The organism is Rhizobium sp. 268 (assembly GCF_036571585.1).
GTDB classification, from domain to species: Bacteria; Pseudomonadota; Alphaproteobacteria; order Rhizobiales; family Rhizobiaceae; genus Rhizobium; species Rhizobium redzepovicii.
In genome coordinates, this window is sequence record NZ_JAPPSO010000007.1 from 67,327 (window position 1) to 81,101 (window position 13,775).

A 13,775-nucleotide genomic window follows, 5' to 3' on the forward strand; every position below is an offset into this window, starting at 1 on the left:
ATATAATGGCATGGGCGCGGCAGTTCAAAGGGTTTTATAATGTTATAAGATCACATCGTCTGCACCGCTCGGATGCCGATCTTTACCGGAACAGCGTGATGTCGAAGGCGTCGACATCACGCAGCAATTCCACTAGTCCTTTCACCGCATGGGCAATCAGCGCTTCGCCCTTTTCAGCCGTCGCAGCCGCGGCGTTTCCTGCCGCGCCCTGCGGATTGAGATCCGACATCTTCCAGCCGAAAGCATGCGGCCCGTAGGCGCGCAGATGTTTGAAGCGCCCGGCAAATTCGCTCTGTCGGGATGGGAAGTCCGCCGCCTTCGCCATATCGACCTTGTCGGGATGAAGCGCCAGCATCACCGAGGTTTCGATATCGCCGCCATGGATGCCGATCGTCTTTTCCTCCGGCGCGATCACGCCATCGGGCAGGCCGAAGCGGGTCCAGCTTGTCGCCACGGCAAGCATGGCGAAGCGGATCCGTGCCTCGGTGGCGACGATCGTCATCAGGGGCGAATTGCCGCCATGGGCGTTCAGCATCACAAGTTTGCGGATATCCTGCTCGGCCAGGCGCTTGGCGATGCCGAGCCAGCGGTCGACCGCTTCGTCGAAGGCGAGCGTCTTCGTTCCTTCAACATCCATATGCTCTATGGAATAGCCGACAGGTTCGGCGCGCAGGAAGGTGACCGGCAGGCCGGCTGATAAGGCCGCCTTCAATCGTCCGGCAATGCCTTCCGCAATCAGGGTGTCGGTTTCGAAGGGCAGGTGCGGGCCGTGCTGTTCGTAAGCGCCGAGCGGCAGTACGGCGATCGGGCGGCGCCCGCCGCGGGCGGAGACCGGGTCGCTATCGTCGAAGCGGGGCGAAGGCGTCATCATCCGGTCGTTGCCTCTTGTTTATGACGAGATCCTGGGCAATGTCATATCGCAGCGGCGCCAGCGCTTAAAGATCAAAGGGATGGCTATGGGAAAGAAGCATAAGGACGGTAAGAAGAACAAGTCCAAGAAGAAGGATCAGACCGAGTATACGCTCGTCGACCTTTCGCCGGCGCTAACCCAGGCGGCTCGTTCCATGCGCACGGTGCTCTCTCGCAACCTGCTCGAAAGCGGCCTCTATGCCGGCCAGGACGGTGTCATCCTCTCGCTTGCTGAGAGCGACGGCATGACGGCCGGCGGGCTTGCGCAAAAGCTCGGCGTCAAGGCGCCGACGATGACGCGCACGATCGGCCGCATGGAGGCGCAAGGTTTTCTCGAGCGCAAACCCGATGCCGAGGATGCGCGCCTTACCAAGGTCTATCTCACCGAGCTCGGGCGCGGCAGCGTGCAGGGGATAGAAATGGCGGCCTCGGCCTGCGACAGGCTGGCGACGCAGGCATTCTCCGAAAAGGAAATCCGCAATCTCGTCCGGCTGCTAAAGGCGATCGACGGCAATCTGCAGGCCGAAGCCCTTCATATCGAAGAACCGGACGAAGACTGAAAATACCCTGAAAGACGAATTGCTTCCGCCGGTTAAATCTTTTAATTAAACATTTTAAGGGGGCCGCGCCGGTTAGCCGGCGTGGTCTTGCTGTCTTGCGTGCTGCCTGGAGGAGGACACGTGGTCCAGAAGATCAAGCTTTCCACAATTGCCGAAACACTCGGCATTTCAACGGCGACGGTATCGCTTGCCTTACGCGACAGCCCGCTCGTCGCCGGCAATACCCGGGAAAAGATCAAAGAACAGGCGCGCGCGCTCGGCTATATCTACAATCGCCGCGCCGCCAGCCTTCGCACTTCGCGCTCCGGCATCATCGGCGTCGTCGTGCATGACATCATGAACCCGTTCTACGGGGAAATCCTGAAGGCGATCGAAAGCGAACTCGATCGCAGCCGCCACACCTTCATCCTTTCCAACCATTACGACAATGTCGAAAAGCAGCGCACCTTCATCGAGACGCTTCTGCAGCTCGGCGGCGACGGCGTCATCATGTCGCCGGCGATCGGCACGCCGCCTGAGGACGTGCAACTGGCGGAAGAAAACGGCATGCCGGCGATCTTGGTCGCCCGTTCGATGGAGGGCCAGGACCTGCCGACCTATCGCGGCGACGACAGTTACGGCATCTCGCTTGCCACCAACCACTTGATCGGCCTCGGCCACCGCTCGATCGCTATGATCGGCGGTACGGATCAGACATCCACCGGCCGCGACCGCTATCAGGGTTATGTGAACGCGCTACGCAAGGCCGGCATCGAGGTCGATCCGAACTTGCGCATCCCCGGCCCGCGCTCGAAACAGGGCGGCTTCGAGGCGGCGGTGCATTTCCTGTCGCTGCCGCAGAAGCCGACGGCCGCAGTCTGCTGGAACGACCTCGTGGCGATCGGGTTGATGAACGGGATTGCCCGTGCCGGCCTGGTGCCGGGACGCGATATTTCCGTCACCGGTTACGACGACCTCGAGGAGGCGTCGATCGCCACGCCAGCGCTGACGACCGTCTGGAACGGCCAGACCGAGGTCGGGCGCCTGGCGGCCCGGGCGCTGCTCGACCGGCTTGCCGGTAGCCACGAGCCTGACGGCATGCATCTGATCAAACCGGAAATGCGCATCCGCCAGTCGACCAGTCCCCATCGGCCCCGCGCCTGAATCAAGACCGTATCCAAGAGGAAAAGCCATGTCCCGCATCGCCATTCTCGTTCCTGGGAAGATACACGAGCGTGTTCTCGAAAGTTTGAAGGATCGTTTTGACATCATCGCCGTCGCGCGCGAGGAAAAGCTTGCGCTCGACGCCGAGACCGCCGGCCGCATCCGCGGCGTCGCTGTCTCCGGCGCTTTCCCGGGTGCGTGGATGGACCAGCTGCCTGCTGTCGAGGTGATTGCCAGTTTCGGCGTCGGCTATGACGGCATGGATGTGAAGCGCGCCGCCGAAAAGGGCATCGTCGTCACCAATACGCCTGATGTGCTGAACGACGAAGTCGCCGATACGGCGATCGGCCTGCTGTTGAACACGATCCGCGAATTGCCGCGGGCCGAGGCGTGGCTGCGCGCCGGCAACTGGAAGCCGGGCGCGACCTATCCGCTGTCGCGCTTCTCGCTCAAGGGCCGCCATATCGGGCTCTACGGCCTTGGCCGCATCGGGCTCGAAATCGCCAAGCGGCTGGAGCCGTTCAAGGTGAAGATCAGCTATCACACGCGCTCGCGCCATGCCGATGCACCCTATGATTATCACCCGACGCTGAAGGGGCTGGCGGAAGCGGCGGATACGCTGATCGCCATCGTTCCGAAGACGCCGCAGACCCATAAGACGATCGATGCCGATATTCTGGCAGCCCTTGGTCCTGACGGTATTCTCGTCAATGTCGGCCGCGGCTGGACGGTGGACGAGGAGGCGCTGAGTGCAGCCCTTGCTTCCGGCGCGCTCGGTGCCGCCGGTCTCGACGTCTTCTATGACGAGCCGACCGTGCCGGTCGGCCTGCTGGAACCGGCCAATGCGGTGCTCCTGCCGCACGTCGCCTCCGCCTCGGTGCCGACCCGCAACGCCATGGCCGATCTCGTCGCCGACAATCTCATCGCCTGGTTCGAGAAAGGTGCCGCGTTGACGCCGGTGCCCGAGACGCCGCAGAAGGCCTAGCGACTGTGCGCTCCGTCAGGCGATCGCCTGCGCGGGGGTGACCGGCAGCTTGCCGGCGGCGTAGGTGCGGACGGCGTCGCCGAAAGCTTGAAATAGCTGGTTCGAAGGCTTGTCGGTTTCGGCCCAATATTCCGGATGCCATTGCACGCCGACAGCGAAGGCCTTGGCGTCGATGACAGAGACGGCTTCCACCGTGCCGTCCTCGGCGACCGCTTCCACCTGCAGGCGTGGGGCGGTCCTGGCGATCGCCTGCCGATGCAGCGAATTCACGCGGACCTCTCCGGGGCCGAGAATGCTTGCGATGCAGGAGCCTTCCTTGACGTGGACGCTTTGGCGAATCGCATACATGCCGTCGCGGTCGACACCGTCCGGCCGGCGATGGTCCCAAATGCCGGGCTGCTCCTGGATCTCGCTTGCCAGCGAACCGCCGAGCGCGACGTTCAGCTCCTGGATGCCGCGGCAGATGGCGAGCAGCGGGATGGCGCGGTCGAGGGCGCGGCGGACCAGCGGCAGGCTGGTGGCATCTCGGGCGGGGTCGAAGGGGCCGTCCTTGTCATTAGCCTCGGCACCATAGAGCGAGGGGTGCACGTTGCTGGCCGAGCCGGAAACCAGGAGGCCGTCGACGCGGTCGAGGATCGCGTCGGTATCGTAGCCTGCCTCGAAAGCGGGGATGATGAAGGCCATCACGCCGGCCGCATTCAAGGCGGCACGCAGATATTGATGCTGCACGGCATGCCAGGTCGCGCCGTCAAAGCTGCGGATATCGGCAGGAATGGCAACGATCGGTTTCGTCATATCAACCCCGGTAAAAATCTTTCAGCACAGCGTTTCTGGCGCCAGAACGGCCCTTAAGTCAACGCTTGGCTGTGTCAGGTGGCCAAAATACGGCCGAAGCAGCCCCCTGGCTCCCGGCTTCGCTGCTAAGCCGCTGATTTTGATAGGCGCACTCGTATTCGCTAGTTGCCGTCTTGATGCCAAAGGCTAATAGACTAAAGCTTGAATCGCGGCCCCCGCCATGCTTAGGTTTGCGCCGGCTGCGGGTGGGGTGAAGATTGGCCGCGCAGTGCCATCCATACGGGAGGTTTTTGATGGATCGTCGTTCGTTTTTCAAGAAGGCGGGAACCGCCAGCGCCGGCGCGGTCGCCGCAACGGCATTGGCAGCGCCTGCGATCGCGCAGGAGAATCCAAAGATCGCGTGGCGTATGACGTCGTCGTTTCCGAAGAGCTTGGATACGATCTATGGCGGTGCCGAGGATATCGCCAAGCATGTCGCCGCTGCGACAGACGGCAATTTCACGATCCAGCCTTTCGCGGCTGGTGAAATCGTGCCCGGCCTGCAGGCCGTCGATGCGGTGGCCGCCGGCACGGTTGAGGCAGCCCACACGACCTCCTATTATTTCGTCGGCAAGGACCCGACCTATGCCATCGGAACGGCCATTCCGTTTGGCCTGAACAGCCGCCTGACCAATGCCTGGTTTTACGAGGGCAACGGCAACAAGCTGATGAATGAATTTTATGCCACACAGGGCATGTATGCGCTGCCTGCCGGCAATACCGGTGCGCAGATGGGCGGCTGGTTCCGCAAGGAAATCAATACGCTCGATGACCTCAAGGGCGTCAAGATGCGCATCGCCGGCCTTGCCGGCCGCGTCATGGAGAAGGTCGGCGTCATCCCGCAGCAGATTGCCGGCGGCGACATATATCCGGCGCTGGAAAAAGGCACGATCGATGCGGCCGAATTCGTCGGCCCCTATGACGACCTGAAGCTCGGCTTCCACAAGGTGGCGAAGTACTACTACTATCCGGGCTGGTGGGAAGGCGGCCCGACGGTGCATGGCTTCTTCAACCTTGAAAAATGGAGCAACCTGCCGAAGCATTATCAGGCAGCGCTGACTGATGCCTGCGCCTTCGCCAACACCAACATGCTGGCAAAGTACGACTCGAAGAACCCGACCGCGCTGAAGCAGCTCGTTGCGGAAGGTGCGACGCTGCGCCCGTTTAGCCAGGAGATCATGGAAGCCTGCTTCCAGGCGGCGACCGGCATCTACAGCGAAATCTCGGGCACCAACCAGTATTTCAAGAAGATCTACGACGACCAGACCGCCTTCAAGCGGGACGCCTATCTCTGGATGCAGCTTTCGGAATACACTTTCGATACGTTCATGATGATCCAGCAGCGGGCAGGAAAGCTCTGAGGGCTTCCATCGGCGCATGACATCTACGCATAGCAAAACCCCGGATCGCTTGATCCGGGGTTTTGTTTTGGCTCTGTTATTTGGCGGGGTTATTTGGCCGGTGGCGGCGGCGCTCCCGGCAAGCCGAGTGGGGGCAGGGTCAGGCCGGGGATCTGCGGCGAGCCGTTGCCGCCGCCGATCGGGGGAAGGCCGAGCTGGCCGCCGAAGCCCGGGACTTCGATCTTGATCGAGTTCGGGTCGACCTTCGGGCCGTGATCCAGCCAATAGGTCACCGATTGCGGCCAGAAGATCACGATCGCCACCAGGATCAGCTGCATGCCGACCCAGGGGAGGGCGCCCATGTAGATATCCGAGGTCTTGACGTCCTTGCTGGCGATCGAGCGCAGGTAGAACAGCGCGAAGCCGAAGGGCGGGTGCATGAAGCTCGTCTGCATGTTGACGCAGATCAGCACGCCGAACCAGATCAGGTCGATGCCGAGATGCGAGGCGACGGGGGCGAGCATCGGGATGACAATGAAAGCGATCTCGAAGAAATCGAGGAAGAAGGCGAGCACGAAGATGAAGATGTTGACGAAGATCAGGAAGCCGACCGGCCCGCCGGGAATGCCCGACAGCATGTGCTCGATCCAGCGCGAGCCATCCATGCCCTGGAAGACCAGGCTGAAACAGGTGGAGCCGATCAGGATCATCACCACCATTGAGGTGATGTGGGTGGTCGATGTCATCGCCTCGCGGATCAGCGGCCAGGTGAGGCGGCGATTCATGGCGGCGAGCGCCATGGCGCCGACGACACCAAGCGCACCGGCTTCCGTCGGCGTTGCAAGGCCCATGAAGATCGTGCCGAGCACCAGGAAGATCAGCACGATCGAGGGCACCATGCCCATCAGGACTTTGGCGAGCAGCGCCCAGTTGAAGTCGCCGCGCACCTCCTTTGGCAGCGGCGGCATCGATTTCGGCCGGAAGATCGACATCACCAGGATGAAGAGCACGAAGATCGACACCTGCAGGATCGAGGGGCCGATCGCGCCGAGATACATGTCGCCGACCGACCTGCCGAGTTGGTCGGCGAGTACGACGAGTACGAGCGAGGGCGGGATCACCTGGGTGATGGTGCCGGAGGCGGCGATGACGCCGGTGGCAAGGCGAGGGCTGTAGCCGTAGCGCAGCATGATCGGCAGCGAGATCACGCCCATGGTGATGACGGAAGCGGCCACCGTGCCGGTGATCGCGCCGAGGACCGCGCCGACGAGGATGACGGCATAGGCAAGGCCGCCGGGTATGCCGCCGAAGAGTTTGCCGGTGCCTTCGAGCAGGTCTTCGGCCAGCCCGCAGCGCTCCAGCACCGCCCCCATGAAGGTGAAGAAGGGGATGGCGAGCAGTAGGTCGTTGGAAAGGATGCCGAAGAAGCGAAGCGGCAGCGCCTGCAGGAAGACTTCGCCGAAATGGCCGGTGACGATGCCGATGATGCCGAAAAACAGGCCGACGGCGGCCAGCGAGAAGGCGACCGGAAAGCCGTAGAGCATGAAGATGACCATGCCCAGGAACATCGCCGGCGGGATGATACCGAAATCAAACAAATCCGTTTCTCCCCGGGAGCGCTATTGCAGCGGCTTTTCGTATGTCGTGTCGATCTGGATGTGGCCGGTCAGGGCGGCGATCCGCTTGATCAGCTCGGAAATGCCCTGAAGGGAGAGCAATGCGAAACCGGCGACCAGGATCAGCTTGACGGGCCAGCGGATCAGCCCGCCGGCATTGCCCGATATTTCTCCCTGCTGGTAGGACAGCGTGAAGAAGGGCCAGCAGATCCAGGTGAGGAAGACGCAAACCGGGATCAGAAAGACGATGAGGCCGACGATGTCGATCCAGATCTTCGCTTTGTCGGACACGGAACCATAGATCAGGTCGACGCGGACATGCTCATTGTTGCGCAACGCATGCGAGGCGCCGAGCATGACGACGAAGGCGAAGAGATACCATTGGATCTCGAGCCAGCCGTTCGAACTGTAGTTGAAGGCGTAGCGGACGATGGCGTTTCCGGCGCTGATCAGACAGCAGAACAGCACCATGTATTCGGAAAGTTTGCCCATGATCCGACTGACCGAATCGATCAGCCGGCTTGCCGCCAGAAGTCCCGACATTCGTTTCCCTTGTTCTTGTCCTGCCGTTTCTCCGGCAGCTTTCCCTCTTGCAATCGATGTAGACCACGGCCTTCGAAATTGGAAGGATAAATGCCGCGGCTTGGAGTATAGTCTTAGATGCGCTGACCGGACCGTGTGACCATATAATAATTAGACAACCCTGGCGTGGATAAAAAATTTCAATAATCTCGCCAAGAGGCTGCATTGACGCGTGTAAGCTGTAGGGTTCATCCTCTGGTTTTAGAAAATTTGACCAAATGTTTGATTCCATTGAAATCAATTTTTAAAGGGTTGGGCTTAGAATTCCCGCGCACAGGGAAAGTGTGGATGAAGCCAGATAACCCGAACAGGGTCCCTTTAGATGTGTATCTGTCGTTTGTGAGTTCCCTGTCCGGGAACCGCATGACGCTTCTTGCTGGCGTGATCGTGCACGTCGCGACATGCCTGGCCGTCGCCGCCAAGACCCAATCCTTCGTCTACATCCTGCTGGCCGCCGCCTTCCTCCTGGTCTTCTGCGTCCGCATGTTTGTCTTCCGGCGGTTCGACCAGGTCGACAAGGAGCGCCTGTCGCACGCCGGGATCGAGCGTTGGGAGCGGATCCTGGTTGCCGGTGCGGCCTGCACCACCGCTCTGCTCGGCCTCGCCAGCGGCTACGCCATCTTCGTCGTGCACGATTCCTTTGCCGAGCTTGCCTGCATTGCCGTCACCATGGCGACCATGGTTTCCGTCGTCGGCCGCAACTACGGTTCGCGCCTGGCGGTCGACCTGCAGACCTTCTCCTGCTGTCTGCCGATGATCGTCTGCAGCCTGATGGCGCTGGACTTCTATCGTGGCCTGCTGTCGATCTTCCTCATTCCCTTCTGGCTGACGACGCGGGCCATGGCGAACGGCGTGCGCGAGTTCCTTTATGAGAATGTCATCGCGCGCCGGGAGATCACCATTATCGCCGACCGTTTCGATACGGCGCTGAACAATATGCCGCATGGCCTCGTCATGGTCGATGCCGAAAACCGGATCCAGGTCGTCAATCGCAAGGCCTGCGAGCTTCTGAAGATCGGCGCGCCGGAGCGGTTAAAGGACCGCGACCTCGGCGCCGTCCTGCGTTACGGCGCGCGCTACAGCTTCATGGACGCCTCGCAGCCGGAGCTCATCCTGCGTCAGCTCACCCAGGTCGCCGAAGGTAACCTGTCGCGCACGCTCGTTCATTTTCCCGAGGGCCTGTCGCTGGAATTCTCCGCCAGCCGGAGAGCCGATGGCGGCGCCGTACTGATCTTCGAAGACGTGTCGAGCCGTGTCAAGGCGGAGCAGAAGATCATGCACATGGTCCGCTTCGATGCGCTGACCGGTCTGCCGAACCGGGAATATTTCGGGCAGCTGGTGCAGGACTATCTCGCCAAACATCAGAGGAAGTCCGGGCCGCTCGGCTTCATGGTTCTCGATATCGACGAATTCAAACATGTCAACGACATGCGCGGCCATGTCACCGGCGACCATCTGCTCTGCGCTATCGCCGCCCGCATCAAGCAGGCTTCCGGCAACGCCATTCTCGGCCGGCTGATGGGCGACCAGTTCATCCTGTTCTTCCCGCATGCGAAGGAGCCGGCCTCGCTCGACATCGAGATCCGCCGCGTACACGCGGCGATCCAGGGTCATTATGAGGTCGATGAGCTGACCTTCCTCGTTTCGCTCAGCGCAGGTTACGCCATCCTCGAAAGCACTGCCTTCGCGATGGACGAATGGAGCGTCAAGGCGGATCTTGCCCTGTTCGAAAGCAAGTCGCGCTTCAAGGGCGGCATATCAGGCTTCGAGCGGGAGATGGACGGCCGCTACATCGAACAGCAGAAGCTGAAGGCGGATCTGCGTGACGCGGTTTCCGCGCAGGCGCTGCATCTGGTCTTCCAGCCGATGTTCCGGGCCGACGGTTCACGAATCGAATGCGCCGAGGCCTTGGCGCGCTGGGTGCATCCGGAGAAGGGATCGATCCCGCCCGATGTCTTCATCCGGCTTGCCGAGGATATGGGCATCATCTCCGACATCACCCGCTTCGTCCTGTTCAAGGCCTGCAGCGAATGCATGAACTGGCCGGACCATATCGCGGTCTCGGTCAACCTCTCGGCTCGGGACCTCAGGGATGCCGACATCCTCCAGCTGGTCGCCGACGCGCTTGCTCATTCCGGCCTCGATGCGGCGCGGCTGCATCTCGAAGTCACAGAAAGCTGTCTGATCGACGAGCCGGCGGCCGTGCGTGCCATCCTGGCGGAGCTCAGGGCCCGCGGCATCACCATCGCCATCGACGATTTCGGGACCGGCTTCTCCAGTCTCAGCTATCTCGACACGCTGCCGCTTGATATCGTCAAGATCGACCGCTCCTTCGTCCGCAATATCGTCGAGGATACCCGCCGCCTCAAGCTGCTGCGCGGCACGGTCCATCTCGCCCGTGAACTGGGGCTGAAGATCGTCATCGAGGGTGTCGAGACCGAAGAGCAGCTCGCCCTGCTCAACAAACACCGCAGCACCGATCTGGTGCAAGGCTATGTTTTCTCTCAGCCGGTGCCTTCCCAGAATATCCCGCTCTTGCAGCAGGGCATCGGCCGCCGACCCGTTCAACGCCGACGCAACAAGGTCGCCTGAGCGCTCCGCTACGGCCGCTTTTCCACTGGCACTCCTCCGCGCCGTTAACCTTAATACTTTATAAACGGGCCGAATTATCGGATTTCCTTGCCTAAATCTCGCCGGCATATGATTAATGATCCGTTAACGAGCGGATCGAGAGAATGTCAGAGACACTGTTCAAGCGTAGCGATTTCAGCGCGAAAATTTTGGAAGTTTTGGATCATGTCGAGTATCGTCGCGTCGAAAGCAGCGAAGACATGGAGCAGGTGGAACGCCTGCGCTACAAGGCCTACAAGGCTCACGACGTGCTCGCGCTCGCCCCGAAAGGGCTGCTGGACGATAGCGATTTCGACAGTCACGCCTATATCTTCGGCCTGTACTATTATGGGGAATTGGTCAGCACCATCCGGGTTCATTATGTGACACCGGAGCATCGCCTCAGCCAATCCGGCGGCGCCTTTCCGGAGGCGATGGATGAGCTTCTGGATGCGGGGCTGACACTGATCGATCCGGCGCGTTTCGCCGCCGACCCCGAGCTCACCGCCGATCTGCCGTGGGTTCCCTATCTGACGCTGCGGCCGACCATCGTGGCAGCGGCGTATTTCCGCGCGGACCGCGTTCTTCAGTTTGTCCGGCCGCCGCATGCGGCCTTCTACAAGCGCGTCTTCTATGCCGATACGGTCGTGCCCGGCCGGCTGGCGAAGAATTACGGTATCGACATGACGCTGATGGCGACGAATGTGATCGAGGTCGGGCGCAAGCTGCTGACGCGCTATCCCTTCTTCATTTCCAGCGCCAGCGAGCAGCGCATGATGTTTTCACGCAATCCCAACGACACCTTGCCGCCGCTCACCATCATTCCGACAGCGCGCTTCGTGCCGCAAGGCGAACTCGGCACCGACCTGCCGCTCTGATTTCTGTTCTCTCACCGAGAGAGCATCAGAGTGAGAACAATGAGGGGCGACGACACTATCCGCAGTCGTCGTCCCTCATGCTTTTTTCGCCTGGGAATAGGTGGTTTTGAAGCCTAAAAGCGCGTCGCATCAAATCTGATTCATGCGACGCGCTTTAGCCCTTTGTTTTGATGCATGTCGTTCTTCCGGAACCGCTGCACACTTCCGGGCGACATGCATGAGCTGCGGCATTCTCATGGATTGCGCTTTCGGCTGTCATTGTGTAATTCCTGCAAGCAGGGATTTCCCTCGCCAGCCGAGGGAATCAGGCAGCGCAGAGGCATTTCAGGGAGACGATATTTTTATGGCCGAACATCATACCGGACCGGTCGAGACCGGCGCGCCGATGGATTACAAAGAACATGAAAAGACCTACGACATGTTCATCACTGCCACCAAATACGGCTCGATGCTTCTCATCGTCCTCCTGCTTGCGATGACCGCCGGTTTCTTTGGCGGCGCTGGCCTTCTCGGCGGCCTCCTCGTCTTCATCATTCTACTCGCTGTCGGCGTCTTCCTGTTCCGCTGAGCGCGGCAAAAGGGAGGGCTTCGCCGAAGCTTTGTGACTGAAGCGCGTTGCGATCTTTCAGATTGGCTCTTCGCGCTTCAGGTCTTTATTTTCTCGCATATCGTTATCGCAGGGCTGCCAGACAGTTTTGCACGACATGCTTTAGGTGCTTGGCCTGCGCAGGGAAGCCTGCGGCGGTCTGGCTGACCCGGAGGAGGGGGCAGTTGGGCAATATCGTTTTCGTTGCAAGGGAAATTGCGGGCGAGGAGACGCGTGTCGCGGCCTCCGCCGAGACCGTGAAAAAAATGAAGAGTTTCGGCTTCGACGTCGTCGTCGAAGCCGGTGCCGGTGCGGCGTCGCGCGTTCCGGACGGAGAGTTCGAGGCAGCCGGCGCCAGGATCGGCAGTTCTGCCGATGCAGCCTCCGCCGACGTCGTGCTGAAGGTGCGCCGCCCGACCGCACAGGAAATTTCAGGCTATAAAAGCGGCGCCGTGGTCATCGCCATCATGGATCCCTATGGCAATGACGAAGCGATCGCCGCTCTTGCCAGCGCCGGTCTTTCGGCTTTTGCGATGGAACTGATGCCGCGCATTACCCGCGCCCAGTCCATGGATGTGCTGTCGTCCCAGGCCAATCTCGCCGGCTATCAGGCCGTCATCGAGGCGGCGGCGGTTTATGACCGTGCCATGCCGATGATGATGACGGCTGCCGGCACCGTGCCGGCCGCCAAGGTCTTCGTCATGGGTGCCGGCGTCGCCGGTCTTCAGGCGATCGCCACGGCGCGGCGCCTGGGTGCTGCGGTTTCGGCCACCGACGTACGCCCGGCCGCCAAGGAGCAAGTCGCCTCGCTCGGCGCCAAGTTCATCGCCGTCGAGGATGAGGAGTTCAAGGCGGCGGAAACGGCCGGGGGTTACGCCAAGGAAATGTCCGCCGACTATCAGGCAAAGCAGGCAGCGCTGGTGGCCGAACATATCGCCAAGCAGGATATCGTCATCACCACCGCGCTGATCCCCGGCCGCGCGGCGCCTCGGCTCGTTTCGCGCGCCATGCTCGCTGCGATGAAACCCGGCGCGGTCGCCGTCGACCTTGCGGTCGAGCGCGGCGGCAATATCGAGGGCGTCGTTGCCGGCGAGATCGCCGATGTCGACGGCGTCAAGGTGATCGGTTTTGCCAACATGCCGGGCCGGGTCGCGGCCAGCGCTTCGGCGCTCTACGCCAAGAACCTCGTCACCTTCCTCGAGACCATGGTCAACAAGGAGGGCCGGAGCGTGGTCGTCAACCTCGACGACGAACTCGTCAAGGCGACGATGCTGACCTATGCCGGCGACGTGGTGCATCCCGCCTTCGGCGGCGCGAAGAAGGGAGATCTCTGATGGCCAGTGAAGCAATGGACAAAGCGCTGGAGCAGCTCGACCAGGCGGTCACCGCTGTCGTCACGGCGGCGGCCCATGCACCGGAAGCGGCCAGCGCTGCGACCGGCGGGGCGATCGATCCCTTCGTCTTCCAGCTGGCGATCTTCGTCTTGTCGATCTTCGTCGGTTATTACGTCGTATGGTCGGTGACGCCGGCGCTGCATACGCCCCTGATGGCTGTCACCAATGCGATCTCCTCCGTCATCGTCGTCGGCGCGCTTCTGGCGGTCGGCATCTCGACAAGCGGGCTTGCGACCGGCTTCGGCTTCGTCGCCCTCGTGCTCGTCTCGGTGAACATTTTCGGCGGTTTCCTCGTGACGCAGCGAATGCTCTCGATGTACCGCAAGAAAGACCGGTGA

At 61.3% G+C, this 13,775-nt stretch carries 13 protein-coding genes; 9 read left to right on the top strand and 4 right to left on the bottom strand.

Annotated features, from left to right (window positions below):
• Window positions 1–82 precede the first annotated feature (82 nt).
• A complete protein-coding gene (locus OS035_RS15165; protein WP_331813848.1) occupies window positions 83–871 on the bottom strand; it encodes a creatininase family protein in 789 nt (262 codons plus the stop codon).
• Window positions 872–956: 85 nt separating this feature from the next.
• Here OS035_RS15165 and OS035_RS15170 point away from each other — a divergent pair, with 85 nt between their 5' ends.
• The 3 genes from OS035_RS15170 to OS035_RS15180 all read left to right on the top strand — a co-directional run bounded on the left by OS035_RS15170 (window position 957) and on the right by OS035_RS15180 (window position 3,597).
• Window positions 957–1,469 (top strand): MarR family winged helix-turn-helix transcriptional regulator, encoded by a 513-nt coding sequence (locus tag OS035_RS15170; protein ID WP_003590237.1) that lies wholly within the window; start codon window positions 957–959, stop codon window positions 1,467–1,469.
• A gap of 120 nt (window positions 1,470–1,589) precedes the next feature.
• Entirely contained in the window at window positions 1,590–2,612 is a 1,023-nt protein-coding gene (locus OS035_RS15175) for a LacI family DNA-binding transcriptional regulator (RefSeq protein ID WP_003590238.1), read from the top strand.
• A 28-nt stretch (window positions 2,613–2,640) separates the two neighbouring features.
• Window positions 2,641–3,597: a 2-hydroxyacid dehydrogenase gene (locus OS035_RS15180; RefSeq protein WP_097628705.1), complete on the top strand. Its 957-nt coding sequence runs from the start codon at window positions 2,641–2,643 to the stop codon at window positions 3,595–3,597.
• Between the two features lie 15 nt (window positions 3,598–3,612).
• Here the strand turns inward: OS035_RS15180 and OS035_RS15185 are convergent, their stop codons facing one another.
• On the bottom strand, window positions 3,613–4,392 hold the full coding sequence (locus tag OS035_RS15185) for a gamma-glutamyl-gamma-aminobutyrate hydrolase family protein (RefSeq protein ID WP_331813849.1): 780 nt from the start codon (window positions 4,390–4,392) through the stop codon (window positions 3,613–3,615).
• A gap of 293 nt (window positions 4,393–4,685) precedes the next feature.
• Between OS035_RS15185 and OS035_RS15190 the strand changes: the two genes are divergently transcribed.
• The gene (locus OS035_RS15190; RefSeq protein WP_097628711.1) at window positions 4,686–5,792 is read left to right on the top strand and encodes a TRAP transporter substrate-binding protein; all 1,107 of its coding nucleotides are present in this window, start codon (window positions 4,686–4,688) and stop codon (window positions 5,790–5,792) included.
• Window positions 5,793–5,881: 89 nt separating this feature from the next.
• Here OS035_RS15190 and OS035_RS15195 read toward each other — a convergent pair whose 3' ends face one another.
• Together OS035_RS15195 and OS035_RS15200 are read right to left on the bottom strand one after the other, a co-directional pair.
• Entirely contained in the window at window positions 5,882–7,369 is a 1,488-nt protein-coding gene (locus OS035_RS15195; RefSeq protein ID WP_097628712.1) for a TRAP transporter large permease, read from the bottom strand.
• Window positions 7,370–7,390: 21 nt separating this feature from the next.
• Entirely contained in the window at window positions 7,391–7,930 is a 540-nt protein-coding gene (locus tag OS035_RS15200) for a TRAP transporter small permease subunit (protein ID WP_097628713.1), read from the bottom strand.
• A gap of 327 nt (window positions 7,931–8,257) precedes the next feature.
• Here OS035_RS15200 and OS035_RS15205 point away from each other — a divergent pair, with 327 nt between their 5' ends.
• The 5 genes from OS035_RS15205 (at window position 8,258) to OS035_RS15225 (ending at window position 13,775) form a co-directional block, all read left to right on the top strand.
• Window positions 8,258–10,561 carry a putative bifunctional diguanylate cyclase/phosphodiesterase gene (locus tag OS035_RS15205; protein ID WP_097628714.1) on the top strand — a complete coding sequence of 768 codons (2,304 nt, stop codon included), beginning with the start codon at window positions 8,258–8,260 and terminating at the stop codon, window positions 10,559–10,561.
• Window positions 10,562–10,704: 143 nt separating this feature from the next.
• A complete protein-coding gene (locus tag OS035_RS15210; RefSeq protein ID WP_007631761.1) occupies window positions 10,705–11,457 on the top strand; it encodes an N-acyl amino acid synthase FeeM domain-containing protein in 753 nt (250 codons plus the stop codon).
• 343 nt (window positions 11,458–11,800) lie between these two features.
• Window positions 11,801–12,025: an aa3-type cytochrome c oxidase subunit IV gene (locus OS035_RS15215; RefSeq protein WP_003590250.1), complete on the top strand. Its 225-nt coding sequence runs from the start codon at window positions 11,801–11,803 to the stop codon at window positions 12,023–12,025.
• A gap of 203 nt (window positions 12,026–12,228) precedes the next feature.
• Window positions 12,229–13,377 (top strand): Re/Si-specific NAD(P)(+) transhydrogenase subunit alpha, encoded by a 1,149-nt coding sequence (locus OS035_RS15220; RefSeq protein ID WP_097628716.1) that lies wholly within the window; start codon window positions 12,229–12,231, stop codon window positions 13,375–13,377.
• Window positions 13,377–13,775 carry a proton-translocating transhydrogenase family protein gene (locus OS035_RS15225; RefSeq protein ID WP_003590253.1) on the top strand — a complete coding sequence of 133 codons (399 nt, stop codon included), beginning with the start codon at window positions 13,377–13,379 and terminating at the stop codon, window positions 13,773–13,775. The genes OS035_RS15220 and OS035_RS15225 overlap by 1 nt, the downstream gene beginning before the upstream one ends.